Source organism: Terrirubrum flagellatum, assembly GCF_022059845.1.
GTDB lineage: Bacteria > Pseudomonadota > Alphaproteobacteria > Rhizobiales > Beijerinckiaceae > Terrirubrum > Terrirubrum flagellatum.
The window spans coordinates 320,325-346,580 of sequence record NZ_CP091852.1; the positions used below are offsets into that span (position 1 = coordinate 320,325).

Annotated in this window: 26 protein-coding genes; 18 read left to right on the forward strand and 8 right to left on the reverse strand. The window is 61.3% G+C overall.

Annotated features, from left to right (window positions below; all coding sequences use genetic code 11):
- The first annotated feature begins 85 nt into the window (after positions 1–85).
- The 6 genes from repB (at position 86) to L8F45_RS28075 (ending at position 7,523) form a co-directional block, all read left to right on the forward strand.
- Positions 86–1,159: a plasmid partitioning protein RepB gene (gene repB, locus L8F45_RS28050; RefSeq protein WP_342363690.1), complete on the forward strand. Its 1,074-nt coding sequence runs from the start codon at positions 86–88 to the stop codon at positions 1,157–1,159.
- A 203-nt stretch (positions 1,160–1,362) separates the two neighbouring features.
- Positions 1,363–2,721, forward strand: coding sequence for a plasmid replication protein RepC (gene repC / locus L8F45_RS28055; RefSeq protein ID WP_342363691.1), 1,359 nt, complete (start codon positions 1,363–1,365; stop codon positions 2,719–2,721).
- Positions 2,722–3,190: 469 nt separating this feature from the next.
- A complete protein-coding gene (locus tag L8F45_RS28060; protein ID WP_342363692.1) occupies positions 3,191–3,832 on the forward strand; it encodes a TetR/AcrR family transcriptional regulator in 642 nt (213 codons plus the stop codon).
- A 1-nt stretch (position 3,833) separates the two neighbouring features.
- A complete protein-coding gene (locus tag L8F45_RS28065; RefSeq protein WP_342363693.1) occupies positions 3,834–4,814 on the forward strand; it encodes an NAD(P)H-dependent flavin oxidoreductase in 981 nt (326 codons plus the stop codon).
- Between the two features lie 36 nt (positions 4,815–4,850).
- Positions 4,851–6,491, forward strand: coding sequence for a thiamine pyrophosphate-binding protein (locus tag L8F45_RS28070; protein WP_342363694.1), 1,641 nt, complete (start codon positions 4,851–4,853; stop codon positions 6,489–6,491).
- 51 nt (positions 6,492–6,542) lie between these two features.
- Positions 6,543–7,523 carry a MaoC/PaaZ C-terminal domain-containing protein gene (locus L8F45_RS28075; RefSeq protein ID WP_342363695.1) on the forward strand — a complete coding sequence of 327 codons (981 nt, stop codon included), beginning with the start codon at positions 6,543–6,545 and terminating at the stop codon, positions 7,521–7,523.
- A 108-nt stretch (positions 7,524–7,631) separates the two neighbouring features.
- Here the strand turns inward: L8F45_RS28075 and L8F45_RS28080 are convergent, their stop codons facing one another.
- Entirely contained in the window at positions 7,632–8,462 is an 831-nt protein-coding gene (locus tag L8F45_RS28080; RefSeq protein WP_342363696.1) for an SDR family NAD(P)-dependent oxidoreductase, read from the reverse strand.
- Between the two features lie 226 nt (positions 8,463–8,688).
- On the opposite strand from L8F45_RS28080, the gene L8F45_RS28085 reads away from it, so the two are divergent.
- Positions 8,689–8,922 carry a hypothetical protein gene (locus L8F45_RS28085; protein ID WP_342363697.1) on the forward strand — a complete coding sequence of 78 codons (234 nt, stop codon included), beginning with the start codon at positions 8,689–8,691 and terminating at the stop codon, positions 8,920–8,922.
- Here L8F45_RS28085 and L8F45_RS28090 read toward each other — a convergent pair.
- The 5 genes from L8F45_RS28090 to L8F45_RS28110 are packed head-to-tail and all read right to left on the reverse strand — an operon-like array spanning position 8,919 to position 13,462.
- Positions 8,919–9,632, reverse strand: a complete 714-nt coding sequence (locus tag L8F45_RS28090) for an enoyl-CoA hydratase/isomerase family protein (protein ID WP_342363698.1) — start codon at positions 9,630–9,632, stop codon at positions 8,919–8,921. The two genes, L8F45_RS28085 and L8F45_RS28090, sit on opposite strands and share 4 nt — an antisense overlap.
- On the reverse strand, positions 9,629–10,615 hold the full coding sequence (locus L8F45_RS28095; RefSeq protein WP_342363699.1) for an NAD(P)H-dependent flavin oxidoreductase: 987 nt from the start codon (positions 10,613–10,615) through the stop codon (positions 9,629–9,631). Before L8F45_RS28095 ends, L8F45_RS28090 begins: the two co-directional genes overlap by 4 nt.
- A 13-nt stretch (positions 10,616–10,628) precedes the next feature.
- Positions 10,629–11,624: an acyl-CoA dehydrogenase family protein gene (locus L8F45_RS28100; protein WP_342363700.1), complete on the reverse strand. Its 996-nt coding sequence runs from the start codon at positions 11,622–11,624 to the stop codon at positions 10,629–10,631.
- A 1-nt stretch (position 11,625) separates the two neighbouring features.
- Complete coding sequence (locus tag L8F45_RS28105) at positions 11,626–12,750, reverse strand: acyl-CoA dehydrogenase family protein (RefSeq protein ID WP_342363701.1); 1,125 nt, start codon at positions 12,748–12,750, stop codon at positions 11,626–11,628.
- Between the two features lie 7 nt (positions 12,751–12,757).
- A complete protein-coding gene (locus L8F45_RS28110; protein WP_342363702.1) occupies positions 12,758–13,462 on the reverse strand; it encodes an SDR family NAD(P)-dependent oxidoreductase in 705 nt (234 codons plus the stop codon).
- A 192-nt stretch (positions 13,463–13,654) separates the two neighbouring features.
- On the opposite strand from L8F45_RS28110, the gene L8F45_RS28115 reads away from it, so the two are divergent.
- From L8F45_RS28115 to L8F45_RS28155, 9 genes are all read left to right on the forward strand, one after another.
- Positions 13,655–14,806 (forward strand): acyl-CoA dehydrogenase family protein, encoded by a 1,152-nt coding sequence (locus tag L8F45_RS28115; protein ID WP_342363703.1) that lies wholly within the window; start codon positions 13,655–13,657, stop codon positions 14,804–14,806.
- Entirely contained in the window at positions 14,806–15,723 is a 918-nt protein-coding gene (locus L8F45_RS28120) for an acyl-CoA dehydrogenase family protein (RefSeq protein ID WP_342363704.1), read from the forward strand. Before L8F45_RS28115 ends, L8F45_RS28120 begins: the two co-directional genes overlap by 1 nt.
- A gap of 26 nt (positions 15,724–15,749) precedes the next feature.
- Positions 15,750–16,508, forward strand: a complete 759-nt coding sequence (locus L8F45_RS28125) for an enoyl-CoA hydratase/isomerase family protein (protein WP_342363972.1) — start codon at positions 15,750–15,752, stop codon at positions 16,506–16,508.
- A 41-nt stretch (positions 16,509–16,549) separates the two neighbouring features.
- The gene (locus L8F45_RS28130) at positions 16,550–17,797 is read left to right on the forward strand and encodes an ABC transporter substrate-binding protein (protein WP_342363705.1); all 1,248 of its coding nucleotides are present in this window, start codon (positions 16,550–16,552) and stop codon (positions 17,795–17,797) included.
- Between the two features lie 113 nt (positions 17,798–17,910).
- Positions 17,911–19,461: an AMP-binding protein gene (locus tag L8F45_RS28135; protein WP_342363706.1), complete on the forward strand. Its 1,551-nt coding sequence runs from the start codon at positions 17,911–17,913 to the stop codon at positions 19,459–19,461.
- Positions 19,461–20,333, forward strand: a complete 873-nt coding sequence (locus L8F45_RS28140) for a branched-chain amino acid ABC transporter permease (RefSeq protein ID WP_342363707.1) — start codon at positions 19,461–19,463, stop codon at positions 20,331–20,333. The genes L8F45_RS28135 and L8F45_RS28140 overlap by 1 nt, the downstream gene beginning before the upstream one ends.
- Positions 20,330–21,301, forward strand: a complete 972-nt coding sequence (locus tag L8F45_RS28145) for a branched-chain amino acid ABC transporter permease (RefSeq protein ID WP_342363708.1) — start codon at positions 20,330–20,332, stop codon at positions 21,299–21,301. Before L8F45_RS28140 ends, L8F45_RS28145 begins: the two co-directional genes overlap by 4 nt.
- Positions 21,298–22,065, forward strand: a complete 768-nt coding sequence (locus L8F45_RS28150; RefSeq protein ID WP_342363709.1) for an ABC transporter ATP-binding protein — start codon at positions 21,298–21,300, stop codon at positions 22,063–22,065. Before L8F45_RS28145 ends, L8F45_RS28150 begins: the two co-directional genes overlap by 4 nt.
- The gene (locus tag L8F45_RS28155) at positions 22,058–22,762 is read left to right on the forward strand and encodes an ABC transporter ATP-binding protein (protein WP_342363710.1); all 705 of its coding nucleotides are present in this window, start codon (positions 22,058–22,060) and stop codon (positions 22,760–22,762) included. Before L8F45_RS28150 ends, L8F45_RS28155 begins: the two co-directional genes overlap by 8 nt.
- A gap of 80 nt (positions 22,763–22,842) precedes the next feature.
- Here the strand turns inward: L8F45_RS28155 and L8F45_RS28160 are convergent, their stop codons facing one another.
- The gene (locus L8F45_RS28160) at positions 22,843–23,613 is read right to left on the reverse strand and encodes an IclR family transcriptional regulator (protein WP_342363711.1); all 771 of its coding nucleotides are present in this window, start codon (positions 23,611–23,613) and stop codon (positions 22,843–22,845) included.
- Positions 23,614–23,811: 198 nt separating this feature from the next.
- A complete protein-coding gene (locus L8F45_RS28165; protein WP_342363973.1) occupies positions 23,812–24,426 on the reverse strand; it encodes a GntR family transcriptional regulator in 615 nt (204 codons plus the stop codon).
- On the opposite strand from L8F45_RS28165, the gene L8F45_RS28170 reads away from it, so the two are divergent.
- Entirely contained in the window at positions 24,370–24,501 is a 132-nt protein-coding gene (locus tag L8F45_RS28170) for a hypothetical protein (RefSeq protein ID WP_342363980.1), read from the forward strand. The genes L8F45_RS28165 and L8F45_RS28170 overlap by 57 nt on opposite strands.
- Positions 24,502–24,636: 135 nt before the next feature.
- Positions 24,637–26,253 (forward strand): ABC transporter substrate-binding protein, encoded by a 1,617-nt coding sequence (locus tag L8F45_RS28175; RefSeq protein WP_342363712.1) that lies wholly within the window; start codon positions 24,637–24,639, stop codon positions 26,251–26,253.
- Positions 26,254–26,256: the final 3 nt, after the last annotated feature.

Below are 26,256 nucleotides of genomic sequence, written 5' to 3' on the forward strand. Positions count from 1 at the left end.
CGTTCGGCAACGAGTTGCGAGCTCGCAACTTGCCCGCGCGCGCATCGGATCGCCGGTCCGCGGCTGGTTCCAGGAGAAGCTCGCAATGTCGCCTGAGGGAGGATCGCTCGTGAGCCGCAAGGACACTCTCAGGGCGATGCTGTCAGGGCGCGGGGAGGAGTTGCGAGCTCGCAACCCGGCGCCTCAAGACGTCGCAACGCCGGCGACGGAAGACGCCGCCAAGCCGTCAGGCCATTTCCGATCTTCGGTGGTCGGGGCGATGGGCCGATCGCTGGGTCAGATCGCCAACGCCGCCGAGCATGCGCGGCAACTGATCGCCAACGGCGCGTCGATCGTCGAGCTTCCAGCCGACAAGCTCGACCCGTCCTTCATCTCCGATCGCCTGTCAGACGAGGGGCCGGGATTCAGCGTCCTGCTTGATGCGATCCGGGAGCAGGGGCAGCGCAGCCCGATCCTGGTGCGACCTCATCCGGAGGTTCCCGACCGCTTCCAGATCGCGTTCGGCCATCGCCGGGTGCGCGCGCTGAAGCAACTCGGGCGACCGGTGCGTGCCGTCGTCCAGAACCTCAGCGACGAGGAATTCGTCGTCGTCCAGGGACAGGAGAATTCAGCGCGCGCCGATCTCAGCCTGATCGAGCGCGGACTGTTCGCGGCATCGCTGGAGGAGCGGGGATTTGATCGCCAGCTCATCATGGCCGCGCTCGGGGTCGACAAGTCCTACCTGTCGCGGCTTCTCAGTCTGGCGCGGGCGATCCCGCGCGAGATCGCCGTCGCGATCGGGCCGGCGCCTAAGGCGGGGGAGCCGCGCTGGCAGGCGCTTGCGCATCGCCTCTCCGAGATGGAATGGCGGAGCCGTCTGGAAACGCTGACGATCGAGCCCGCCTTCCAGCAGGCGGACAGCGATCAGCGCTTTCTCATGGTTCTCGAGGCTTTCGCGCCCAGGCGGCCAGAGCCGAAAAGGCCCAAACTCTGGACTGCGCCGGACGGGAAAAAGCCGGTGCGTATTTCCGCCGGCGATCGCGAAACCGTCCTGAGCATTCAGCACCGGGCGGCGCCTGATTTCGCCGCCTTCCTGATCGAGCAGCTGCCTGACATCTACGAGAGCTACGCGCAGCGGCGCGCCGCCGCCTCGTCCGAAGACAGAGGAACAGCGCCCTAGGCGCTTCGCCCGAGTTGTTGCGTTTCACCCCCATCGAGGAGCATCGCGCAAAAGAAAAAGGCCCCCAGAACTGACGTCCCGGAAGCCTTCTCCGTCTTAGCAAACAGAGAATCCCACTTCCCCGAATCGCCGTCAAGAGTCTCTGACGAGATTCAACGCCATTTTGGCGGCCGAATTTCTTTTGCCTGACACAGGCAAAGATCATGGCAGAACATCTGGCGACGACGCCTTTCGGGCGGCGACCGGCGAAGCTTACCCATATCGCCACCCAGAAGCGGGTGGCGCAGGCGATCGCCGATGCAGCGAAACCCGGCTCCAATCAGCCGGCCGCTGTCCATAAATGGGCGCTGTTTCGCTCGCTTACCGAAGCGAAGGAGCGGCTGGGCGTGTCCGATCGCGCGCTCGGCGTGCTCAACGCGCTCCTGTCCTTCCATCAGGAGACGGCGCTTTCGCTTCCGATCGTCTCCCAGGAGCTTCAGCAAGGGGCAGGGGAGGGCGCATCCTGCGATCTCGTGGTTTTCCCCTCGAACCGGATGCTGTGCCTCCGCGCGCACGGCATGGCGGAGCAGACCCTGCGCCGGCATCTGGCCGCGCTTGTCGAGGCGGGGCTGATCGCGCGGCGCGACAGCCCGAACGGCAAGCGTTACGCCCGTAAGGATCCGACCGGCGCGGAGCGCTTCTCGGACGCGTTTGGCTTCGATCTCGCGCCACTCGTCGCCCGCGCGAGCGAGATCGAAGGGCTTGCTGATGAGGTCCGCCGCGAACGCCAGGCGATCCGGATGCTGAAGGAGCGCATCACGCTCCATCGGCGCGACATCGCGAAGCTGATCGGTCTTGGACTCGACGAGGAGATGGAAGGGCCGTGGGAGGATATCCGGACGCGTTACATGGGCCTCGTGGCGCCATTCAGAACGCTCAGGGGGCTCCGCGCCTTCGAGACGATCGAGCGGGCCTTGGCGGCGTTGCGGGTGGAGGTGGATAAATGGCTGGAGAAGAATATCGATTTCAAAATTTCAAGCGGCAATGACTCTCAAACCGAGCGGCATCAATCTAATTCAAACCACCCAACCCCCGATGTTGAACCAGCTTCCAAAGAAGCCAGGGGCGAGATCGAGCCCACGCCGGAATCCAGGAGCGCGCCGCCAGACCCCTTACGGGCTTATCCCCTCGGGATGGTGCTCGACGCCTGTCCCGACGTTCGCGACTACGCGTCCGGCGGTCAGATCCGGAGTTGGGAGACCTTCCTGGAAACCGTGCGGCTCATTCGGCCCATGCTTGGGATCAGCCCCGACGCCTGGCACGACGCGATCGAGGCGATGGGGGAGGGAGAGGCGGCGGTCGCCGTCGCGACGATCCTGCAACGGTGCGAACATTCCAGCGAGGCTGCGCCAGTTGGCGACGGCGGAATCGCCGTAAACGGCTCGCCAGCCATTCGCAGCGCCGGCGGCTATCTCAGATCGCTCACCGACAAAGCGCGCGCCGGGGAGTTCAGCGTCGGGCCGGTCTTGATGGCGCTGATTGGCCAACGGCTGAAAGCGAGGCGCGGCCGGGCGCGGCAGTGAGGCAGACCAGGCTGATGCGCGTTCATGGCGCCGGAATTCGGCAATCGAAGGCCCTGTCGCCAGAATTTGGGAAGAGCAGATGATAGTTGCCGATAAGGCGTTGTTATCGATAGTGATGGAGCGCATCTTCGCCATGTGTTGATGACGGTATCGAATGTCATGTTAACTTCAGTATTATTGGATAATGGTAAGGTTATCAATTCGGTGAGGATGCCGATCGAATTGGCGGCAGACAGGCGAGCGCGGGAATAACCAGCGAAAGCTGCCGATTTACGCGCGACGGTCAGGCGCGCTGCGCGCTTTCGAAGCGAGGTTTTCGTCATCTACGATAGCAGGAATGCGGCTCGGCCGAGCTTCAAGGCTTCCCTTCGCTATTTCTCGCTGTCCGGTTCGGGATCGCTTGCCTTCAAACGGAAGTTACCCCAGAGTATACAAGGTACGCCGGAATAGATCGAGATCGGAGGCGGCTTTGGCGAAGCGGCGCGCGTCTGCAGCGCGATCGCCCTGGGGCGCCCGGGAAGATCGCGAGCGCGAGCGTGAAGCGAAGCGCGAGGCGGTGCTGACCACCGCCGTCAGATTCTTCAACATGAAGGGCTTCCACGCGACGTCGCTCGATGACGTGGCTCTCGCGCTCAATGTGACGAAGCCGACGATCTATCACTATTTCGCTTCGAAGGATGACATCCTGTTCGCGTGCGTTCAGCTCGGTCTCAACCGCATCCGCGACGCCGTCGAAACAGCGGCGGCGCAGGGCGGATCGGGTCTCGATCGATTGCGCGCGCTGATGCGCGAATACGCGCTGGTGATGACGCGCGATTTCGGAGTCTGCGTGATGCGCACCTCCGATGATCAGCTCTCGCAGGAAAGCCGAGCGAAGTTCCGCGCCGGAAAGCGCGAGATCGACAAGGTCCTTCGCGGCGTGATCGCAGACGGCGTCGCGGACGGCTCGATCGCTCCAGGCGACGTGCGCGCGATCGCATTCACGCTGGCGGGCGCCTTGAACTCGATCGCCCGATGGTATGATCCCAAGGGACCGGCTACGGCGCAGGACGTGGCGGACCAGACCGTTGCGATTCTCGTCGACGGCCTGAAGCCATCAAGAGGCCGCTGACATGACGTCGCCTGCGAACTTCCGGAATTTAAAGCTGCCGGCGATTGTCGCGCCGATGTTCCTGACCTCGGGGCCCGACCTTGTCGTTGCATGCTGCAATGCTGGACTGATCGGAACATTTCCCGCGCTCAATCAGCGTAGCACGGAAGGTTTCGGCCGCTGGCTCGACGAGATCGGCGAACGGCTTGCGCCGACATCGGCGCCTTATGGTGTGAACCTCATCGTGCATCGCTCGAACTCGCGCCTGCAGGCCGATCTCGCCGAAGTCGTGCGTCGCAAGACGCCCCTGGTGATCACGTCCCTTGGCGCCGTGCGCGAACTCGTCGACGCGGTCCACGCTTATGGCGGCGTCGTGTTCCACGATGTCATCAGCCGCCGTCACGCCGAGAAGGCTGCGGAGGCCGGCGTCGACGGCATCATCGGAGTCGCGGCCGGAGCCGGAGGTCACGCCGGGCTGATGAGCCCGTTCGCGCTCGTCTCGGAGATCAGGCAGGTCTTCTCCGGAACGATTGTGCTCTCCGGCGCGATGAATACTGGCGCGCAGATTGCAGCGGCGCGCATGATGGGCGCTGACATGGCCTATCTCGGCACCCGGTTCATCGCGACGAAGGAAGCGACGGCCGCCGACGCGCATAAGGCGCTGATCGTTGAAAGCCGCATGTCCGACATCATGTACACGCCGAATATCTCCGGCGTTGCGGCGAATTTCCTGACGCCCTCGATCCGCGCCGCAGGTCTCGATCCGGCGAATCTTCCCGCGCACGCCGAGCTCGACATGATGAGCGAGGCCAAGGCCTGGAGCCGGATCTGGTCCGCCGGCCACGGCGTCGGCGGCGTCGACGACATGCCCGCCGCAGCCGATCTTTGCGCGCGGCTGATCGAGGAATATCGCGCGGCCATGCGGAGCGCCTCGGCGGACCCGTTCGTTCAGGCGGCTCCGCCGTTTCGCGACGAACTAACTCAAGATTTCCATTTAACCTAAAAAATCTGGCGGCCGCTCTTTGTCAGAGGTGCTGAGATGGGAACGATTCAGATCAAGGTCCATCAGGCGCTGGCGAAGGCGCTGAAGCGCCTTGGCGCCGACACCATGTTCGGCCTCATCGGCGACGCCAATCTCTACATGGCGGACGCGTTCGCACGCGAATGCGGCGGGCGCTATGTCGCCGCGGCCAATGAAGCCGGCGCGGTCCTGATGGCGCTCGGCTACGCCCAGGTCTCCGGCAGGACCGGAGTTGCGACCGTCACCCATGGGCCGGGCCTGACCAACAGCCTGACCGCCCTGATCGAAGGGGTCAAAAATTCTGTTCCTGTTGTGCTCCTTGTCGGCGACACGCCGATCGAGGATCGGGACCATCAGCAAAAGGCGCTGCAACGCGAATTCATCACAGCGACCGGCGCCGGATTCGAACAGTTGCGCTCTGCGGCGACGGTTTCGGACGATGTCGCGCGAGCGTTTCGCCGCGCCGCGCTCGAACGGCGCCCTGTGGCGCTCAACATGCCTTCCGATCTGCAATGGCTCGACGCCGAAGATCGCGCGTTTGAACTCTATCTCCCCGACGCGCGACGAGGCGTGATCGAAGGTCCCGAGATGGACAAAGCGATCGGAATCATCGCGTCGGCGAGGCGACCTGTTGTGCTCGGCGGACGAGGCGCCTTCGATCATGAGGCCGAAGCGGCGATCATTCGCCTGGCCGATCGCATGGAGGCGCCGCTTTCGACGACGCTTCTCGGGAAAGGCCTGTTCGCCTCACATCCCTTTAATCTCGGCGTGTTCGGCACGCTTTCAAATGCGGTCGCTGCGGAGGCGATCGCGGAGAGCGATTGCGTGATCGCATTCGGCGCGAGCCTCAATCGCTTCACGACGGATTCAAATCGTCTGCTGAAAGGCAAGCGCGTCATCCATGTCAGTCACGAGCGCGAGCATGTCGGCCGCTATCTGACGCCGGACGCAGGCCTCGTCGGCGACGTCGTGCTGACCGCCGACGCCATGACGCGCTGGCTCGATGAAGCCGAAATCCCGGGCTCCGGCGCGGCGTCCGACGATCTGCGGCAGAAAGTCGCCACATTCCGCCCGCCTGCAAAGGTCCCCGGCGAACGCAGGCGAGGAACCGTCGACATGCGACAGGCGCTGCAACGCCTTGACGCTGCGTTGCCTGTGGATCGCGTGTTTGCGACGGACGCGGGACGCTACGTCTTCGAGACATGGCCGCTCATCAAGGTCGCGCGGCCACGCTCATTCGTGTTCACCGCAAGCTACGCATCGATCGGGCTTGGCATGGGGCAGGCCATCGGCGCTTCGATCGCTGCGCCGGAAAAACCTACATTGCTCGTCTGCGGCGATGGCGGTTTCATGCTGGGTTGCCTGACTGAATTTGCGACGGCCGTTCGCGCACGCTGCGATCTCGTGGTCATCATCCTCAATGACGGCAGTTATGGCGCTGAGCATATCCAGTTTCGCCGCAAGGGAAGGGATCCCCAGCTCTCTCTCATCGACTGGCCTGACTTCGCGCCGCTGGCCGAAGCGCTCGGCGGCGTTGGCGTCACGGTTCGTGACGAGGACGCGCTCGAAAGCGCGGCGCTGGCCACCGAACATCGCGACAGAAGCCGGCCGTTGCTCATCGACGTGAAGCTCGATCCCGACTGCATCCCGCTGCCTTGATTTCATGACGTATCGTTTGCCTCGCCCGATCGGCGCTGAGAGAAATCCGGCGTGAGCGACGTCATTCTGCCAAATGTCCGGCGCTTTCCCGTCGAGGAGGGGCATATCAAGCTCTTCGCGCGATCGCTGGGCGACCCCAATCCGATCTACTCCGATGTCGACTACGCGAAGCGCTCCAAATTCGGCGGCGTCATCGCGCCGCCGACTTTCAGCGAGGCCGCCAACCACTTTGACGAGAACTGGCCTTTCAGACCCCGGTTCGGCGAACCCTGGTTCGGCTCGGGCCGCGAGCCGACGGGAACGCCACAGACTCTGAGGAAGAGCGGGACCGCCATGCATGCGGAAACGCAGTTTACTTATTTTCGCCCGCTGCGCGCAGGCATGGTGCTGTCGGCTCGTTCGCGCGAGGGGCGACAGTGGGAGAAGTGGGGCGCGCGATCAGGTAAACTGACATTTTCCGAAATCGTCTCGACCTTCATCGACGAGCAGGGCGACCCCATGCTCGAATGCTCTACGATCGCTCTTCGCACGGAGCGGATCGTCGATGACGGCGCTGGCGCGGAGAATGAGGATTCCGTCGCGGCACAGCTTCCGCAGGAAAATTCGGCGTATTCCGGTCCGGAAAGAGCGCCAGACTTGTCCGCGCTGCCGATCGGCGCGCGGCTGCGGCGCGCGATGGTGGAAAATCTGACACGCACGCAAATCATCCAGTACGCCGGCGCCTCCGGCGATTTCTCGCCGCAGCATACCGACGAAATCTTCAACACCAGGGTCGCCGGCTATCCCACCATATTCGCGCACGGCATGCTGACCATGGGCCTGCTCGGCAGGGTGCTGACGGATGTCGTCGGCGACGGCGCGCTCCGGACATTCGGCTTCCAGTCTCGGAGGCAGGTTTGGCCGGGAGATTCGCTCTTCGCCGAGTTGGAGCTGATTGCGCGTGAAAATGCGATGGCGACGCTGAACCTGATGGTGAAGAACGAAAAAGGCCAGTTGGTTGGAAAGGGATACGCGTCAGCGCTGCTGGGGTGAAACGCCATCGTGCGCAGGGCTGCTCAGCCAGGCGCCGATCAGATATTCTCCATGCCGGAGAACAACCACGCAGGAACTGGTTCGCGCGATTCCCGAGATGACTATTTTCTACCCCGGATTCCCGGACAGCGCGCGACCGGAATGGGCGAATTGCGGCGCAACGATTGTTCGCTCTGCGACGAGGGCGCGCTCGGACATGTATTTGGTGGATGTCCAACCGCCGTCGATCGCGATGCACTGGCCGTTCACCCAACCCGCCTTATCCGAGCAGAGAAAGGTGATCATGTTGGCGACGTCATCGGCCGTGCCCCACTTTCCAGGCGGAGAAGGGGTCATGTCTTCGTTCATGCGCCGATAGGTCTCGCTGCTCATTCGGTCATTGGTCATCTCGGTCTCGACGACGCCGGGCGCGACAGCGTTGCAGCGTATGCCGATATTGCCATATTGCGCGGCGACGTGCGTTGTAAGGCCGAGCAGGCCGGCCTTTGCCGCCGAATAAGCTCCGCCGCGAAGTCCGCCCAGCAACGCATATGTCGACGAAACGTTGATGATGCAGGACGCAGGCCCCATCACCCGAACCGCCTCCCTGATGAAGCGGAACGGCGCGCGCAGCATCAGATTCAGATTCTCGTCGAGAAACGCATCGTCGGTCTCGTGAACAGGCTTCGGGCGGCCGATGCCGGCATTGTTGACGAGGTAGTCCAGCCGGCCGAAGCGAGACATCGCTGTTTCGACCGCGCGGGCAGGCGCGTCATCGGCCGTCGCATCGATGGCGAGCGTCGCAATCAGCGACGCCTTGTCGCCTGCAGCTTCGACCAGTTCATCCATCCGATTCTGGCGACGGCCAATGCCCACGACAGCAACGCCTTCCCTGACGAAGGCGAGCGCAGTTGCGCGCCCGATGCCGCTGCCGGCTCCCGTTATCAAGGCAACTTTCATGACGCCCTCCAGAATTCCGATTTCCGTGAATGTCAGTTGCGAGCCATGCGCGAAGCGTATTCGCGACACTGCGCCAGTTCAATGGATTCACGCGCAACGACAAAGTAAACTTTCATCATGCAAGCATGGGGAGAGACATGTCCAGGCAGCGCTACAAGTTCATCGTCCTGACCAATGCGGTCGAGGGCAGGGAAGCGGAGTACAATGATTGGTACTCGAACATCATTTGGCCGACGTCGTTGACATTCCAGGGATCGTCAGCGCCGAGCGCTTTTCGCTCGCCGACTTTCAGCGCAGCGCCGCTCCGCAGCCTTACAAATATCTCGCCATCTACGAGATCGAGACCGACGATCTGAAGGCGGTGACGGATGAGCTTGGCAAACGTGCGGGAACTCCGGCGATGGTCATATCCGATGCGATGCAGACGGAACGTCTGGCGGCGATCTTCAAACCTCTCTAGTCCATCTGCGGCGCCGGCGGCTTGCTGTAGGCGCGCTCGTAGGCGAGCGCCTCCGCGAGCGGGACTGTGAGCGAATGTTCGTACAGATGCCTGACGCCCAAAGCGCAAGAGGGCGTCAGACGCGCGACCTTCGCGGCCGTCCTGTGGACGAATTCTTCGAATTCCGTCTGCTGCGCAACATAATCGCATAGCCCAATACGTAGCGCCTCAGGCGCGTCAAGAGGCTCCGTAGTCAACGAGATCCGCTTGGCGGCCGCGGGTCCGATGCGGCGCGGCAGTCGGGCCGACAGTCCCCAGCGCGGCAGAATGCCGAGCCGGGCATGCGTATCGCAGAATTTGGCGTCCTCGGACGCGATGATGATGTCTGCTGTGAGCGCCAGTTCAAGGCCGCCCGTGAAGCAATGGCCGTGAACTGCGGCGATCTTCACGGGTTGAAGAGCGCCAATCCTCTCCAGCGTCTCGGAGCGGAATTCCGGCTCCGCCATCGTAACGCCGGCGCGCAACGCTTCTATATCCGCGCCGGCGCAGAACGAGCGCCCCGCGCCTCGCAGAATGACGCAACGCACAGAATCGCCCATTGACGCGATCTCGTCGACATGCGCCCGCAATTCGAGAAAGAGCTCCGGAGAGAGCGCATTGAGCTTCTCGGGCCGATTCAACGTCAGCGTGACGATCGCGCCCTCATCCTTGCGCAGAACAAGCCCGCTCATGATGATTCGACCATCGTCTCACATCGGCTGCGCGATGCCAGAACAGGCTCCGCTCGATACTCCAATTCAAGGCGATCAACGAGCGCGCTCACCGACGGGATGTCGTCGATGAGCTCTACGCCCTGGCCCGCCGCCCAGACATCGCGCCAGGCTTTTGCGTTTGTGTGTGGTTCTTCCGTCCCGAAAGCGGGCAGCCTCGCGGGATCGTAGCCGACGCGGTCGATCGATTTTCGCAGCATGTTCGCGGGAACGCCATGGGTGAAGAATGGCGTAAAAATCAAATCCTCGGCGCGTGAATCCAGGAGTATTTCCTTGTACTCCGGCGCCACGCGCGCTTCCTGCGTCGCGATGAAACGCGTACCCATGTAGCAGAGGTCAGCGCCCAGCGCCTGAGCGGCGCGCACATGCGCGCCGGACGAGACGCCGCCGGCAAGAACGATGTAGCCGTCGAAGAATTTCCGCACCGCGCTGACAAAAATGAACGGATTCATTCCGCCTGAATGCCCGCCGCCTCCCGCGCAGATCAGGATCATCCCGTCGACGCCGGCGCGGGCGGCTTTCTCCGCATGTCGTATGGTGGTGACATCGTGAAAAATCATTCCGCCCCAGCCATGCGCCTCCTGCACGACTTCATCGGGCGCACCGTTGATCGTGATGAGAAGCGGGACACGATGTTTCTTGCAGACTCCAATCTCGGCCTCGAACCGCTCGCGAGCGCCCGTTTTTCCGGCTCGCAAACTGATATTCGCTGCATAAGGTCCGGCGGGGAGGCTGGTTGTTCTCCTGTACGCTGCGAGTTCGCTTTCAAAACGGTCCAGCCATTCATCATATTCCGCCGCCGAGCGCGCGGTGCTTGCGGAACAGGCCGCGGCGATGTTCGCCTTGCAGGCGGCCAGCACGAGTTCCGGATAAGAGACGAGAAACATCGGCGCGCAAATCACTGGCAACCGCAATCCTGAAAAGAGATCATCGCCAGGCCGCATGGTTCTCTCCGATTCAGGCGAACCAGGCGTCGCGCGATATGAATGGCGCGAGAGGCGCGGGAATGCCGAGGATATCGAACCCGACGCTTAAGCGGCTTAGAAGATGGGCCCGCTTCAGGTAATGATGAGGATCCGCTTCGGCGGAGAAGCCGATCCCACCGTGAATCTGGATGCAGCGGCGGGCGTTGGCCAGCGCCGTGCGGCCTGCGAGTCGTCGCAGCGCCGCGATCTGGAAATCGCGATCTTCCCGCGCGTCGCGCGTCGCGATAGCGGCCATATCGAGCTGCGCCGACAGGACCTCGGCGTCGATCGCCATATTCGCGCAATGATGTTTGATGGCCTGGAACGCGCCAATCGGCTTTCCAAATTGCTCGCGAATCCTGGCGTAATCGACGGCAAGATCGCGCGTCGCTTCCGACATGCCAAGCATGTGCGCAGATGTCAGGAGATTCGCGAAGGCCAGCATCGACGCGTCCTGGCTTTCGCCGACGAGCCCCGCAGCGGAACCGTCGATACGCAGCAGTTCGCCCATATGCCCAAGCGCCGTCACGCTCTGTCCAGGGACGCCCGAAATCTCAAGCAGTTTGAGGCCCGCCTTGTCGAAGCAGACCGCGAGATCCGCCTTGCTTCGATCAGGCAGCAAGATCGAGCCCCGATCGGCGGGCAGCGCGATGCAGGCTTCTATTTGACCCGTTGCGAGGCGCGACGCCAACGCGGATTGCTGAAGCGCTTGCGCGAGACCGCGTGCGATCGAGGTTGCAAGCGCGCGCGAGGATACGAGATGCCGGCCTAATTCAACGTGGAGAAGCGCTTCTTCCACGATTGAAAATCCGGCGCCGCCGTCGCCTTCAGGCAGCGCGAGCGCGAATGTTCCGAATTCGGCGGTTGCAGAGAGTTTATCCGGCGCGCCAGCGCGCAACCGCGACACGGGATAATTCGCCGAAAGCATTGCAACGGCGGAATCGACAATTTGGCGGAGGTCTTCGCCATGGTCGAGCGTAAAGGACATCTCAGGCGCTCCTGGGGAGGCCGAGAATGCGCTCGGCGATGATGTTCCGTTGAATCTCGGCCGTGCCGCCTGCAATCGTTTCGCTGTAGGCTTCGAGATATTCGTGCGACCAGTAGTTATCGGTCAGCGCTTCGGCCCCCAGCACATCCATGGCCGCCTGATGGAGGCGTTGGGATAGCTCCGCGAAATAGAGTCTCACGAGCGAGCCGTCCGACGGCGTTTTCGGCTCGCGAAACAGAGCGCGATAGGTCATCGCGCGCAAGGCGGCTGCCTCCGCGCGCAAATCCGCCAGCCGCTCCGCCATTGCGGAGCCGTGAACCGGCTCAGCGATGGCGATGATGTCCTCGATCTTGATGGAGAGATCGAGTTGAAGACCCATCGCAGCCGTCTTGCGCTCGAACCCAAGCGTGGTCATCGCGACGCGCCAGCCATCATTTAATGGGCCGACCACATTTGAGAGCGGAATGCGAGCGTTGTCGTAGAAAACTTCCGCGAAATGCCTGACGCCCGCCATATTCTCGATGGGCCTGATGCTGATCCCGGGGCTCTTCATGTCGCAGATGACCCACGAAAGCCCCTTGTGCCGCACCGATCCGAGCTCCGTGCGGATCAGAAGTTCCTGATAGTCCGCGATATCCGCGTAGCTCGTCCAGATTTTCTGCCCGTTGACGACAAGATGATCGCCGTCGACGACAGCCGAGGTCTTGAGCGAGGCGAGATCGGAGCCGGAATTGGGTTCGGAGAATCCCTGGCACCAGATCGATTCGCCGGCGAGAATCCGGGGCAGGTGAAACGCCTTCTGTTCCTCCGAGCCGCAGGCGATCAGCGTTGGCCCGGCGTGATTGAGGCCAACAAAAGTGCAATCGAGAACTGAGGGCGCGCGCGACCGGACATATTCCTCGTACCAGATGACAAGCCGGGTCGGAGAAAATCCGCGCCCGCCATATTCAATTGGCCATGCGATGCCTGACCAGCCGGCCGCATGGCATTTTGACAGCCAGGATAGCGCGAAGTCCCGGGCCGTTTTTCCTTCGTGGGGCGCGCGCTTCCGCGGTGCATTTTCGCGCAACCATTCGCGCGCCAGCGAGCGGAATGCGAGATCGTCGGTCGAGAGTTCGAGTCGCATCGCCTGCTCAGGACATCCAGCCGCCGGCGACATCGACGATGCTGCCGGTCATGTAGCTCGCTGCGTCGCTGGCGAGGAAGCGCACCACGCTGGCGATTTCACCGGGCTCGCCAAGTCGATCCATTGCGATGGAGTACATCTGTCGCTCCATTTGAACCTGATCCACATCCGCCGCCATTGGAGTGCGGATCGTGCCGGGCGCGATCGCGTTCACGCGAATCTTGTAGGGCGCCATCGTCTTGGCCAGGCTGCGGGTCAAGCCGATCATTCCCGCCTTTGACGTCCCGTAGGGAATAATGGGACTGCCGAGCTTGCCATTGATTGACGCGATATTGACGATTACGCCGCCTCCGCTGTCGGCCATTCGTCGACCGAGCTGCTGACTGAGGAGAAAAGGCGCGCGCAGATTGACGGTCATCGCGCGGTCGAAGTCATCGAGGGTGAGCTCGAAGACCTTTTTCTTTTCGTAGAGGCCCGCGCAATTCACCAGACAGTCGATGCGTTCCTCTGACGCCAGATCATCGATCACGCGTCGCACCTGCGCGATGTCAGCGAGATCGGCGCCAATGAAACGGTCCGGCTGAGGGCGTTGGTCATCACGCCGGGAAGCAGGTCGATCGACGCCGATTACCCGATATCCCGCTTCCTTCATCGACGCGACGATGGCGCGGCCCATTCCGCCGGCGCTGCCGGTCAGGACGAGCGTAGACATGTCTATCTCCCTACTTCCATTATGTGGGACGCTACGTCCTCAATCTTCAGCGCCGACGGCAAACTAAGCAGAATTCCAGATGGATTCAATATCATTGCCGAGACATGTCTTGACAGTCAGCTGTCAAATTTGCAGTTTCGCAGCCAACGCGAGATGATTTTCATCTCATAATATAGGATATCGGGGAGAGTAATGGACTTCGATTGGACCGAGGAAGATCGGGCCTATCGGGCGAGGATCAGGGAGTTCCTGAAAAAGGAGCTGCCCTCGGACTGGGACGAAATTTCCCGTCACGGTCCAGGCTCGCGTGAGCAGACGGAATTCAGTCTTCAGTTCTGCCCGAAGCTCGCGGAAGCCGGACTTCTTGTGCCGCATTGGCCGCAAGAGTGGGGCGGCGGCGATCGCCCGACCTGGGAGCATTTCATCCTCGGCGAAGAGCTGTGGGCGGCCGGGGAGCCGCGCGGCGCGCAGTATATGAATGTGAACTGGATCGGTCCGACGCTCATGCGGTTCGGGACCGAGGAGCAGAAACGGCGCTTCATTCCTGAGATGGTCGCGGGCAAGGCGATCTGGTGTCAGGGGTTTTCAGAACCCAACGCCGGATCGGATCTCGCAAGCCTGCGCACGCGCGCAGAACGTGATGGCGATGACTATGTCATCAATGGAACGAAGATCTGGACGTCCTACGCGGCGATGGCGGAGCACTGCTTCCTTCTTGCGCGCGCTGGCGCCGGTCAGGGCAAAGCCGGAATAGCGATCTTCATCGTCCCGATGTCGACGCCAGGGATCGAGGTGCGCTCGATTCCAAGCCTGATCGGGCATGGCGATATCCACGAAACATTCTTCACTGATGTGCGCGTTCCCGCCGCGGCGCGCCTTGGAGAAGAAGGAGAGGCCTGGTCGATCATCAACTATTCGCTCGCCAATGAACGCGTCGGCATTCCCCGTTATGAGCTTTCAACCCGCGTCTTGAACGACATGGTGTCGGAGTTGAAGCAGCGTGGCGACTTCTCCGATCCTGTCGTGCAGGCGCGGGCGGGATCAGCCGCAGCCGCATGCGAGGCTGCGCGCATGCTGGTGTATCGAACCGTCGACATGAAGGCGCGCGGCGATATCGTTGGCGCTGAAGCAAGCATGGCGCGCGTCGCTGTGATTGAAGCCGATCACGCAGTCACGGACTTCGGGATGGAATTTTTGCCTGACGCCTTCAACGGGCGTAGCCATCCGGCATTCCTGGCTCACCACGAAAGAGCGATTGTCACCGGAATTGCGGCCGGCGCCGCCGAAATTCAGCTCGGCCTCATTGCGCGCCATTGGCTCGATCTTCCCAAGGGCGTTCATTGATGCGCCTCCATCCCAACGATGATCAGGCGATGTTCCTGTCCGCTCTGGATCAGATGATGCAGGGCAAGAGCGCGGCCTGGCGGACTTCGCCGCAATGGGATCGCTATGAATGGTCAGACGCGTTTGATCGCGAGCTGGAAGAGAGCGGATTTCTGGATTGCGCGATCGAGGAAACGCTCGGGCCAGTGGCCGCAGCCGAAATGACGTTCAGACTCGCAACGCTTCCGATTGCGGTCGAGGCCGCCGCGTCGGCGCTGTTGCGGCCAAAATTCGCAGCCGATTTGCCGCGCCCGCTCGCGATCATCGAAAGCGATCATGCGCAGGCCATTCGCTTCCTGCCGGTGGCGCGATCGGTGCTCTCTCTTGGCGGCGACAGCATCATGAGCGCTCTGATCGAGCCTCATGCGGTCGCTTCTGTGGAGAGCCTGTACGCCTTTCCCATGGGGGTTCTGAAGAAAGCGCTCGATTGGCGACCGCTCAACGCTGACCCGGAAGCCGTGCGCGCCCAATGGCGGGTCGCTCTGGCGGCGGAGCTTGCGGGCGCGCTGAAAGGCGCGCTTGCCTCCGTCGTCTCACATGTCCGCGAGAGGCATCAATTTGGCCGGCCGCTTGGCAGCTTCCAGGCCATTCAACATCGCCTCGCCGGCGCCGCGACGAAAGTGGAGGCCAGTTATTGGCTGACTCTGAAAGCGGCGCAAAGCGGCGATTCCATCGACGCCGCGTTGGCGTTGGGTTACGCGCAGGATGCATCGACAAAAGTCGTCTACGATCTGCATCAATTCATGGGTGCAATGGGACTGACGCTTGAACACCCCTTGCATCGCTGGACTTACCGCGCCCGGCTGCTTCGTTCATCGCTTCGAGGCTCAATCAACAATTTAAGAACGGTCGCAGTCGAACGGTGGAGAGCGGCGTGAGCGACTTGCCGTCATATCAAACGGTCATGCTGTCACGACGCGAGAGGTTGCTGACCGTGACCATGAACCGGCCCGGTGTGCTGAACGCTTTTGGCAAGGTCATGCATATCGAGCTTATCGAGGCGCTGCGTTTCGCGATGTCCGATCCCGACTCCGACGTCATTGTGCTGACGGGCGCCGGGCGAGCCTTCTCCGCCGGCGGCGATCTCGAGCGCATGGAAGAGTTTCAGGCCGATCCAAGGGAGTTTGATCGCGAAGCCGCTGACGCCAAGCGCCTTGTGTTCACGTTACTCGACATCGAAAAGCCCGTCATCGCAAGGATCAATGGGCCGGCCGTCGGGCTCGGCGCGACCGTCGCCTTGCTGTGCGACGTCACTTTCATCGCAGACGATGCGAAGATCGGCGATCCCCATGTCAAGGTCGGGCTTGTGGCGGGCGACGGGGGAGCGGTGATCTGGCCGCAACTGATCGGGTTCCCGCGCGCAAAAGAATATCTCATGACGGGAACGCTTCTCACTGGCGCGAAAGCGGCCGAGATCGGCCTTGTGAATTACGCCGTTCCGCATTCCGAACTCGATGCGCATGTGGATGCATTTTGCGAAAAGCTTCTGAGGGGCGCGACAAATGCGATCCGCTGGACCAAGACGACGATAAATCTGGAGCTCAAGCGAATTGCAAACGCTCTGATGGATCCCGGGATCGCCTATGAGGCGATCACCGTGCGCTCGGACGAACATCGCAACGCCGTGAAAGCGATGAAGGAAAATTTAAAGAAGCAAGATTGAAGCGTAGACATTCTGTTGTCGTCGCGAATTGGGAGGATCAAATGCAAAAAAACAGGCGCGAATTTATCGGTGGAGCGCTGGGTATAGCGGCGCTTTCAAACTTCCCGATGCCAGCGATCGGGCAGAGCCGCCCGATCCGTATCGGCTGCATCACCAGCCTCGGAGGCGTCTATGCGCAATTCGGGGAAAATCATGTGCGCGGCATGCAGATGGCCGCGGCGACCATCAATGCCGCCGGCGGCATTCGCGGCCGCAACATCGAGATCGTCGTCCGTGACGATGCGCTGAAGCCGGACACCGCCGTCGCGGCGGCGCGCGAACTGGCCGCCGATGGCATCCGCATCTTCTCCGGTGGATTGGTGAGCGGCGCCGTGCTGGCTCTGAACGGCGTGATGAGCGAACTTGATTCCATTTTCATCAGCGCCGCCGCGCACGGAAACAACCTCACGCATCAGGACTTCGTCCGCAATTATTTCCGCGTGACGGACTATTCGGCCCAGCGCGTTGGCGCAGGCTCTCATCTGATGGCGCAGAAATATCCGACGGCGCGGATCTGGGGTTCAATTGCGCCGGATGCGGAAATCGGGCGCTCGGTGATGGAGGTTTGCAACTTCCGGCTGCCGGAAGCCTACAAGAAGCTGCACAACGCCGAAATCAAGATGACTGAAACGATCTGGGTCAAATTCGGCGCCACGAGCTATCGCAACGAGATCGCGCGGCTCGCTAGCATGGGAATTGATGGCCTGATCGTCGGCGTCGGCGGGGCGGACGAATCTACATTCCTGCAGCAGGCTGGCCAGCTTGGCCTGACTTCGCAGCTCAAGGGCTTCTACACGTCGGGGAGCGAATTTCTCGGCGCAATCGCGTTGAAGAATCGGACGCCCGCGAATTACTGGTCGGGATTCCACTGGTACTACGGCGCCTATCCCGACAATCCCATCACCAAATCGGTCGTCGAGACCTTCCGCGCCAAGGGTTACGGACAGCATCCCGATGGTTTCGTGGGGATGGCGCACAGCGCGGTGCTCGCCGTTGAAGCTGCGATGAAGAAAGGCGCTGGCGAGGCGAGCAAGGAACTCATTCCGGCGCTCGAAGGCCTGACGTTCGATTCAGTGAAAGGGCCTATCACGCTTCGGAAGGAGGACCATCAGGCGATCTGCGACGTGAACTATGCGCAGCTCGGTCCGGCCAACAATGCGGACGGCTGGGAGGTCGTGAGCTTCGCCCGGGTCGACGGCAAAGACTTCGCCGGCCCGCCGACCCCCGGCGTCGCTCTCAAATTCGGATAAGCTGGATTATCCGCCGGCGCGAGATCGCCGGAGGATGATCGCTGTGCGACTGGAACATCTTGATGACCGCGTTGGATGAAAGGCTCGCCGCATTTCGAGGCGGAAAGCGTTATATGAAGATTGATGGGCGCGGCCTGGGTGAAATCGCGCGCGAATTGACGGCCGAAGACCCAGACCGCGTTCTGGTCGTCGATGGGACGCGCGCGTTGACGCGAGCCGAAATGCTGGACGCGGCGCTGCGTCTTGGCGGCGCGATGCAGGCGCAGGGCCTCGCTCGCGGCGCCTCCGTCGCGTTCCAACTGCCGAATTGGTGGGAGGCCTGCGTTGTTAATCTGACAGCGGCGCTCTTCGGCTATCGATTGGCGCCGTTGCTGACGATTTATCGCGCCGCGGAGCTTGGCGTGATGTTGCCTGCATGCGCCGTCGAAGCGATCTTTATTCCCGAGCGGTTTCGCGGTGCGGATTTCCCCGCTTTGATCGCGAGCTTGTCTTATCAGCCGCGCCACATCTTCATTGTGCGCGGCGACGGCTCAAATGCGCACAGCTTCGAGAATCTGATCAAACACGCTCCAGGTGAGCCAGAGCCGGCGTCGGCCGGTGATATGAAGATGGTGCTCTTCACATCGGGAAGCACGGGCCGGCCGAAGGGCGTCATTCATAGCCATGGCGCGGTTGACGTGCTGATCCGCGCGACCGGCGCGTTCTGGGAGACGGGCGAGGGGGATCGCCTTTATATTCCGTCGCCAATCGGCCACATCGGCGGATCGATCTACGCTTTCGAATTTCCCTGGATCACCGGTTGCGTCGCGCTTCTAGCCGAGAGCTGGCAGGCCGATGAGGCGGTGGCGGCGATTGATCAGCATCAGGCGACCTTCATGGCGGGCGCGACTCCCTTCCTGTCGGGTTTGATCGACGCTGCCGAACGCGCCGGCTCCCGCCTGCTGTCTTTGCGTCGATATATCTGTGGCGGCGCCAGCGTGCCGCCCGAACTGGTGCGCCGCGCGCTCAGACAATTTCCGAACGCCACTGTCTCACGCGCTTACGGCTCAACGGAAGTTCCGCTGATTTGCCCGGGCTTGCGCACGCGCGGCGAAGCCGAAGCGCATGCGGATACGGACGGCGAATGCGCGTCCGACATCCAGATTCTGGGCGATCAGGGAACTGAAGCCGCGGAAGGGGCCGCAGGCGAGATCGTGGTGCGCGGGCCGCAGATGTTTCTCGGCTATCTCGATCCGAACGATGACGTCGACGCGTTCACGGAGAACGGCTTCTTTCGCATGGGTGACCTTGGCCGGCGCATCGACGGGCGCTACCTGGAAATCACGGGGCGAAAAAAAGATATCATCATCCGCAAGGGAGAAAATATAAGCCCGCTTGAAATAGAGAATGCTCTCGCGAGGCATGAGGCGGTGAAGCAATCCGCGATTATCGGGATGCCTGATGCATCCCGCGGCGAGATCGTGGTCGCCTTTGTGCTGCCGATCGAAGGGAAGCCTTTCAGCTTTCAGGACATGACGAGCCATCTTGAAGCGCTCGGTCTCGCGAAGCAAAAATTCCCGGAAAGGCTGCATGTCGTGTCGAGCCTGCCGGTCAACTCGATCGGAAAGGTGCAGAAGGCCGAGCTCAGGCAATTGGCCGCCGGCGCTGTGCAAGGCGACAACTGATGGCGTTCTATCTCTACGCTCTTTTCAACGGGCTCGTGCTGGGGCTCTCGATTTTTCTGGTCGCGTCGGGCTTGACCCTTGCGTTCGGCATCATGAAGATTTTCAACTTCGCTCACGGCGCGTTCTTCATGATCGGCGCCTATGCCGCGCATGCGATCACCGGTCAGGAAGCTTCGTCGCTGCCATTGTTCCTTCTTGCAGCGCTTCTGGCGGGGGGCTTGATCGGAAGCATCGGCATCGTCGCCGATCTCGCGATTTTCCGGAGATTGGCGGGCGTGCCGGCGGAATACACCTTGATGGGCGCGTTCGGCATTCTGCTGCTTTGCAACGGCTTGACCAAAGTCGTCTTCGGACAATCCGTCCACGCCGTCTATCCGCCGGAAGCGTTGGGCGGTTTCATAAATGTCGGGCGGCCTTTGCCAATTTATGGCCTCTTCATCATTGGCGCGGGCATTCTCGTCTTTCTCGCGCTCGAGATCGGTCTGAACCGCCTATGGTTTGGAAAGATGATTCTCGCCGTGGCCCGTGATCCATGGATGGCGAACGTTTCCGGACTGAGAGTGCAGCGCCTGAAGCTGATCTCCGTCGCGATCAGCTTTGCTCTGGCCGGGATCGCGGGCGGATTGCTTGTCGCCAACCAGTCGCTGTCTCTCGATCTCGGAAATTCCTATCTGCTTCCCGCTTTCTGCGCGGTCATTGTCGGCGGACTGGGCTCGATCCGGGGCGCTCTTGTTGCGTCCATCATCTTCGGGCTGGCGGAAAGCCTGAATTCGGTCGTTCTTCCGGGAATGCCGGGGATTGCGACTTACGCGTTGTTGATCGTTCTGGTGCTCATTCGTCCGCAAGGCCTTTATCCGGAGCTGTCGCGATGACGCGAGTCCCGGCTTTGGCTCTCGCGGCGCTGTTCCTGGCGTTCGTTTCCGCGCCTTTCTTGGTGCATCCCGGTCTCGTCTTCATTGCGGGATTCGCGATGATCGAGATCGTTTTCGCGCTATCCTGGAATATGCTTTTCTCTTATGCGGGGCTGGTCTCTTTCGGGCACGCGGCTTTCTTCGGCGTTGGCGCTTATGTGGCGGCGGCTGCGCTCCGATACGGCTACCCCGTGAACTTTCTGCTGGTTGTCGTGATATGCGCCGCGCTGGGAGCGATCGCGGCTTTTCTCGTGGCGTTGGTCGTTCTCCGCCGCGCTCACGGCATCCAGTTTTCAGTCTTGACGCTCGCCCTTTCGCAATTGCTGGTCTTGCTCATCGGATATTCCAGCTATTTCGGCCATGATGAGGGACTGTCGGCGATTCCACGCCCGGTCATGAACTTTGGCCTGTTCCTGCTCGATCTGAAAAATCCGATAGCGAATTACTACTTCGTATTCGCGATTTCTCTTATCGCGGTTGGGCTGATGTGGCTGATCGTCCACGGACATATCGGGCGCGCCATGCAGGCCGTCAGACTTGATCCCGAGCGAGCTGCATTTGTCGGCATCGATGTCTGGCGAATCCGCGTGCTGTCATTCGCCATTTCCGGCGCATTCGCAGCCGTCGCCGGCGCATTGCTTCCGCCCTGGGGGCAGATCGTGACGCCTGACTATGTGAACTGGCTGCATTCGGCGCAACCGATCTTTGCGACGCTGCTCGGAGGAGTGGGATTCTTCTGGGGGCCCGTCGTCGGTATCATTGGTCTCAGCGCGCTGAACTATTTCACGCGCACCTTTGTCGGCGTTTCGGAAATGCTGGTTGGCGCAAGCTTGCTGCTTGTTGTGCTGCTCGCGCCTCAGGGCGTTCTCGGTGCGATCCGAAGCCTGGCGCGCGCTCGACCCCAAACTGCTTCAGGAGAACAACGGTGATCCTCGACGCCCAGGGCATCGAGATGAGTTATGGCGCGCTCAAGGTGCTCCATGGCGTCAGTCTGCAGGTCGTCGAACGAGAGACCTTTGCGATCATCGGGCCGAACGGAGCGGGAAAGACGACGCTGTTCAAAGTCCTGACCGGCGAGCGTCCGCCCAGCGCCGGCATAATCAAATTTCGCGGCGAAGACGTCACGAGCCTCCCCGCGCACAAACGAGCCCAGAAAGGATTCGGGCGGACATTTCAGGTCTCGCGCATCTTCAACGAAGTCGATCTCAAGACAAATGTGCTGATTGCGATCGAATCCCGAATTCGTTCCGCTGGAGCGAATCCTGCGCCTTGGTGGCGCTGGACGCCCGCCGATACGGTGCGCATTGAGGCGGAAGAGATTCTGGAACGGTTTGGATTCGCACGGAGCCGCTGGAGCGATGAGGCGCAATATCTCTCGCATGGAGATCGTAAACGTCTCGAATTCTGCGTCACGCTTGCGACGCGGCCGGAAATCCTGATGCTCGACGAACCGACCGCCGGGATGTCGCCATCTGATCGAAAAGTTATGACGCAGCTTCTGGCGAAGTTGAAGTCCGAAACCGGCGTGACGATCGTGATGACCGAGCACGACATGGACATCATATTCGAACTCGCTGATCGGCTTATGGTCTTGAATTACGGTGAAGTGATCGCGGTTGGCGATCCAATTCCGGTGCGCGAAGATCCGACGGTGCGGCGCGTTTATCTCGGCCGCGGACATGGCCATGCTTGAAGTTCAGCGGCTGGACGCCTTCTATGGCAAGGCGCATATTCTTCACGGTCTGGCGCTGACATTGGCGGCGCGCGAGCGGGTTTCGGTCCTTGGACGAAACGGGGCTGGAAAATCGACGTTACTGAAGAGCCTGATGAATGCCGGGCCCATCGTAAATGGCGGCGTCAAGCTCGATGGCAAGGAGCTGGACGACATCAGCGCCAGTGATCGCGTGCGGCTCGGCATGTCGCTGGTGCCCGAGGATCGCCGGATATTCACGCATATCACGGTGGCTGAGAACATTCGCCTGGCGCAGATCGGGACCGAACGCGCCAGCGGTCTGCCGACCATCGACGAAGTCGTAGCGAAATTTCCGCTGCTGAGGGACCTTCTCAACCGGCCGGGCGGCCAGCTTTCCGGAGGTCAACAGCAGGTTCTTGCGGTGGCGCGTTCGATCGCAGCGCGGCCGCGTCTGATGCTTCTCGATGAACCAACCGAAGGTCTGGCGCCCGTCATCGTCGAAGACCTTGCTGAGAAAATTGTCGAAGCTTGTGACGCCTATGGAATCGCGCTTCTCCTTGTCGAACAGAGCGTTTGGTTCGCCCGGCAATGCACCTCGCGCGTGATGGTGTTGGACTCAGGCGCGTTGGTATTCTCCGGAAGTTGGGACGACTTCGACGCCTCGGCGTCGTTGCTTGAACGCTATCTGGCGATCTAGCGCGCACGCGCCTCGATATGTGTCCATGCTGCAGGATGCGTAACGTGAAGCAGGCGCTTGCCGCCGTGCAAAGATACTCCTTAGGACGGGATCAGTTTGCCTTTTGCGGCTTTGAGCAGAAGCCTCTTCCAAATCAAGATCTTTTCGCTTGAAACGATAGACTGGTGTGCGGCGATGCTCAACGCCAGCATCGTCGACCCTCTGGATCCGGGGATTGCGACGCCAAGTCCAAAGATGCCTTCGGCGACATGGCCCCAGCTTTCGGCAAATCCGGTTTCTCTTGTTTTCTTGACCAAGTCGCGCAGAATCGTCACGGTGGCGCTCGAATAGAGGGGTATATAAGGCTCGATCAAATCGATCGTATGCTCGCATTCTTCTTCCGCCAGGGAGGCGAGAATAGCGAGCGCTCCCGCCCCCAGTCCCAAAGGTCGGCGTTGACCCACCTCGACTGGCAACACGCGTACAACAGATGAGCCCGCGGCTGTGTCGAGGCAAACCGATTCGTTGCCGCTGCGGCCGATCAGATAGGTGGTGGCGCCTGTCTGGGTAGCGACTTCCTCCACGACGCGTCGCCATTTGAGAATGGCGTTCTGCAGAGGCTTCGCCGCCAATCCAAGCTCGAGCGTGAGATCTCCGATCGAATAATTGTGCGCGTCATCGCTCTGTGACGCGAGATTCTCCTGCACGAGGCACTGGAGAATCCGATGCGCAGTCGATCGCGACAAGCGCAGAGCCTCGCTGATGTCGCGTAATGTCGGACCCGGTCGAGGGTTAGCGGCGATATATCGAAGGACCGCAGCGGCCCGTTGGATCGCCTGCGCCCCATCGACCTTCTTTTCCTCTTTGCTCAATGTCTGACTTTCATCGCTGCACGGACGGCGCTTGGAAATTCATATATCCGCTCCTCGCCGCTTCAAAGTAGAAAGTCAGGCGGTGAGTGAAAATAGCCCTGCCGCCACGGAACAATCATTATTTTGGGTTCAAATCCCGCCGTTCATATGGCGACAGAGTCAAAAGCGACGAGTTGGAGAAGAGCGTTTCTCTTATCGTCACTTCGCGATCAAGCGCGGCGCAAGGTTTTCAAACGCGTCTTCGACGAGACCGACATGATGAAGCATCGCCGCATGCGCTTGACCTGCGTCGCCTCGAAGCACGGCCGACACCACAGCTCCGTGCTCTGCATGCGATAATGCCAGACGGCCTTGCGCACGGAATTGGGCGTGGCGGAAAGGCAGCAGGCGCCGCCGCAGTTTCAGCGCAATATCGGCCATGACGCTGTTGTGCGCGCCAGCATAGAGCGCCGCATGAAAAACGTCGTTTGCTTCGGAGTAGGCTTTCTGATTCTCCTCCCTGGCCATTTCTCCCATTTGATCATGAAGCGCTTGCAGCCGCCGGCGCTCGAGCGGCGTCATCGTGAGCGCGGCAAGACGCGCGCAGGTCGCTTCGATCTCCGCCATCGCGACAAACATCTCATCGAGTTGTTGGGATGTGATGCGGGTCACGGTCGCGCCGCGCCGCGGCTGGATCTCGATCAGGCCGCTTGACGCCAGTTCGCGCAGCGCCTCGCGCACCGGCGTTCGCGACACGCCAAAACGCGCTGCGATCGAATGCTCGTCGAGCCTAAGCCCTGGCGCGAATTCGCCGGTGACGATGGCGTCGGCGATTTCGGCGGCGAGCCGTTCGGCGCGCGTCTGTCGTTCCGGCTCGACCATATGCTTCCCGTCTCGCTCCTTAGCTGATCCGGCCGCCTTGCGGCGCCCATCTGCTGGGCGTCGGGGAGTGAAAATTTCGGCGCCGGCGCCGCACATTCATGCATGCAATTATGACGAATTGTATGCATGATTGGAATATCACATGCAATTGCGGAGTTGACGATGGATCGCCGCAAATTTCTCCAGTCGGCTTCCGCGACGATGTCGGGGACGCTCGCTGCGCCCTTCGTCCTCTCGCCCGCCAGGGCGCAGGCCCGGGCTGAAACGCTGCTGATCGTTTCCGAGAGCGGCCCCAATAACCTCGACATTCATGGCGTCGGCACGAATGTGCCGGGCTATGAGGCGTCTTGGAACTGTTACGACAGGCTCATCAGCCACGAGATGAAGACGGGCGCGAACGGCGCGCCTTATTATGATCGCGACAAGTTCAAACCCGAACTCGCCGAGGACATGAATGTCGGCGACATGTCGGTCACGTTCAAACTGAAGAAGAGCGCCACGTTCCACGACGGAACGCCGGTGACTGCGAAAGACGTGAAATGGTCGCTTGATCGCGCGGTGGAGGTTGGCGGATTTCCGACATTCCAGATGAGGGCGGGATCGCTGGAGAAGCCGGAGCAGTTTGTCGTCGTTGACGATCATACAGTCCGGGTCGATTTCCTGCGCAAGGACAGGCTTACGATTCCGGATCTCGCCGTGATTGTCCCATGCGTGGTGAATTCCGAGCTGGTGAAGAAACACGTCACCGCGAACGATCCCTGGGGCCTTGAATACACCAAGCAGAACACGGCTGGCTCCGGCGCCTACAAGGTGTCGAAATGGACTCCCGGAACCGAAGTGATCTTCGAGCGCAACGAGCAATGGCTGGGCGGCGCGCTTCCGAAGGTTCGTCGCATCATCTGGCGCATGGTTCCGTCAGCAGGCAACCGGCGCGCGCTTCTGGAGCGCGGCGACGCCGACATTTCCTATGATCTGCCAAACAAGGATTTCGCGGAGCTTAGATCAAGCGCCAGGCTCTCGATCATCTCGACGCCCTATTCGAACGGCGTCCAGTATATCGGCATGAATGTGAACAAGCCGCCCTTCGACAATCCGAAGGTGCGGCAGGCGGTGGCTTATGCGCTGCCCTATCAGAAGATCATGGATGCCGCTTTGTTCGGGCTGGCGGCGCCGATGTATGGCGCGCCCCTCGATCGCGCCACCGCAATCGCCTGGCCGCAGCCGCACCATTACAGCACCGACATCGCCAAAGCGAAGCAATTGCTCGCTGAAGCCGGCTACCCCAACGGCTTCGACACCACGCTGTCATTTGATCTCGGCTTCGCCATCGTCAACGAGCCGATCTGCGTGCTGGCGCAGGAGAGTCTCGCTCAGATCGGCATCAGAACCACGATCAACAAAATTCCCGGCGCGAACTGGCGCACCGAGCTCAACAAGAAAGAGATGCCGCTCTTCACCAACGTCTTTTCGGGCTGGCTCGACTATCCCGAATATTTCTTCTTCTGGTGCTATGACGGCCAGAATTCGGTCTTCAACACGTCGGGCTACAAGAGCTCGGCGATGGACGGATTCATCGCGGGCGCCCGCGCCGCCGCGGCGAGCGGCGACAAGGCCGCCTATGAGCGCGATGTGAAGGGCTTCGTCGATCTGGCGTTCGCTGACATCCCGCGGGTGCCGCTGTTCCAGCCCTACGTCAACATCGCCATGCAGAAGAATGTCGATGGCTACCAGTATTGGTTCCATCGTCGCCTTGACTACCGGGCTCTGACCAAGAGCTGACCG

Excerpts from the sequence above, each read along its gene's own strand:
- L8F45_RS28145 (WP_342363708.1), top strand. The coding sequence starts at position 20,330 with ATGACGCGAGTCCCGGCTTTGGCTCTCGCGGCGCTGTTCCTGGCGTTC.
- L8F45_RS28080 (WP_342363696.1), bottom strand. The coding sequence starts at position 8,462 with ATGAAAGTTGCCTTGATAACGGGAGCCGGCAGCGGCATCGGGCGCGCA.
- L8F45_RS28110 (WP_342363702.1), bottom strand. The coding sequence starts at position 13,462 with ATGTCTACGCTCGTCCTGACCGGCAGCGCCGGCGGAATGGGCCGCGCC.
- L8F45_RS28155 (WP_342363710.1), top strand. The coding sequence starts at position 22,058 with ATGCTTGAAGTTCAGCGGCTGGACGCCTTCTATGGCAAGGCGCATATT.
- L8F45_RS28125 (WP_342363972.1), top strand. The coding sequence starts at position 15,750 with ATGCTGTCACGACGCGAGAGGTTGCTGACCGTGACCATGAACCGGCCC.
- L8F45_RS28065 (WP_342363693.1), top strand. The coding sequence starts at position 3,834 with ATGACGTCGCCTGCGAACTTCCGGAATTTAAAGCTGCCGGCGATTGTC.
- L8F45_RS28135 (WP_342363706.1), top strand. The coding sequence starts at position 17,911 with ATGAAGATTGATGGGCGCGGCCTGGGTGAAATCGCGCGCGAATTGACG.
- L8F45_RS28115 (WP_342363703.1), top strand. The coding sequence starts at position 13,655 with ATGGACTTCGATTGGACCGAGGAAGATCGGGCCTATCGGGCGAGGATC.
- L8F45_RS28175 (WP_342363712.1), top strand. The coding sequence starts at position 24,637 with ATGGATCGCCGCAAATTTCTCCAGTCGGCTTCCGCGACGATGTCGGGG.
- L8F45_RS28100 (WP_342363700.1), bottom strand. The coding sequence starts at position 11,624 with ATGTCCTTTACGCTCGACCATGGCGAAGACCTCCGCCAAATTGTCGAT.
- repB (WP_342363690.1), top strand. The coding sequence starts at position 86 with ATGTCGCCTGAGGGAGGATCGCTCGTGAGCCGCAAGGACACTCTCAGG.
- repC (WP_342363691.1), top strand. The coding sequence starts at position 1,363 with ATGGCAGAACATCTGGCGACGACGCCTTTCGGGCGGCGACCGGCGAAG.
- L8F45_RS28170 (WP_342363980.1), top strand. The coding sequence starts at position 24,370 with ATGCTCGTCGAGCCTAAGCCCTGGCGCGAATTCGCCGGTGACGATGGC.
- L8F45_RS28130 (WP_342363705.1), top strand. The coding sequence starts at position 16,550 with ATGCAAAAAAACAGGCGCGAATTTATCGGTGGAGCGCTGGGTATAGCG.
- L8F45_RS28070 (WP_342363694.1), top strand. The coding sequence starts at position 4,851 with ATGGGAACGATTCAGATCAAGGTCCATCAGGCGCTGGCGAAGGCGCTG.
- L8F45_RS28090 (WP_342363698.1), bottom strand. The coding sequence starts at position 9,632 with ATGAGCGGGCTTGTTCTGCGCAAGGATGAGGGCGCGATCGTCACGCTG.
- L8F45_RS28140 (WP_342363707.1), top strand. The coding sequence starts at position 19,461 with ATGGCGTTCTATCTCTACGCTCTTTTCAACGGGCTCGTGCTGGGGCTC.
- L8F45_RS28120 (WP_342363704.1), top strand. The coding sequence starts at position 14,806 with ATGCGCCTCCATCCCAACGATGATCAGGCGATGTTCCTGTCCGCTCTG.
- L8F45_RS28095 (WP_342363699.1), bottom strand. The coding sequence starts at position 10,615 with ATGCGGCCTGGCGATGATCTCTTTTCAGGATTGCGGTTGCCAGTGATT.
- L8F45_RS28105 (WP_342363701.1), bottom strand. The coding sequence starts at position 12,750 with ATGCGACTCGAACTCTCGACCGACGATCTCGCATTCCGCTCGCTGGCG.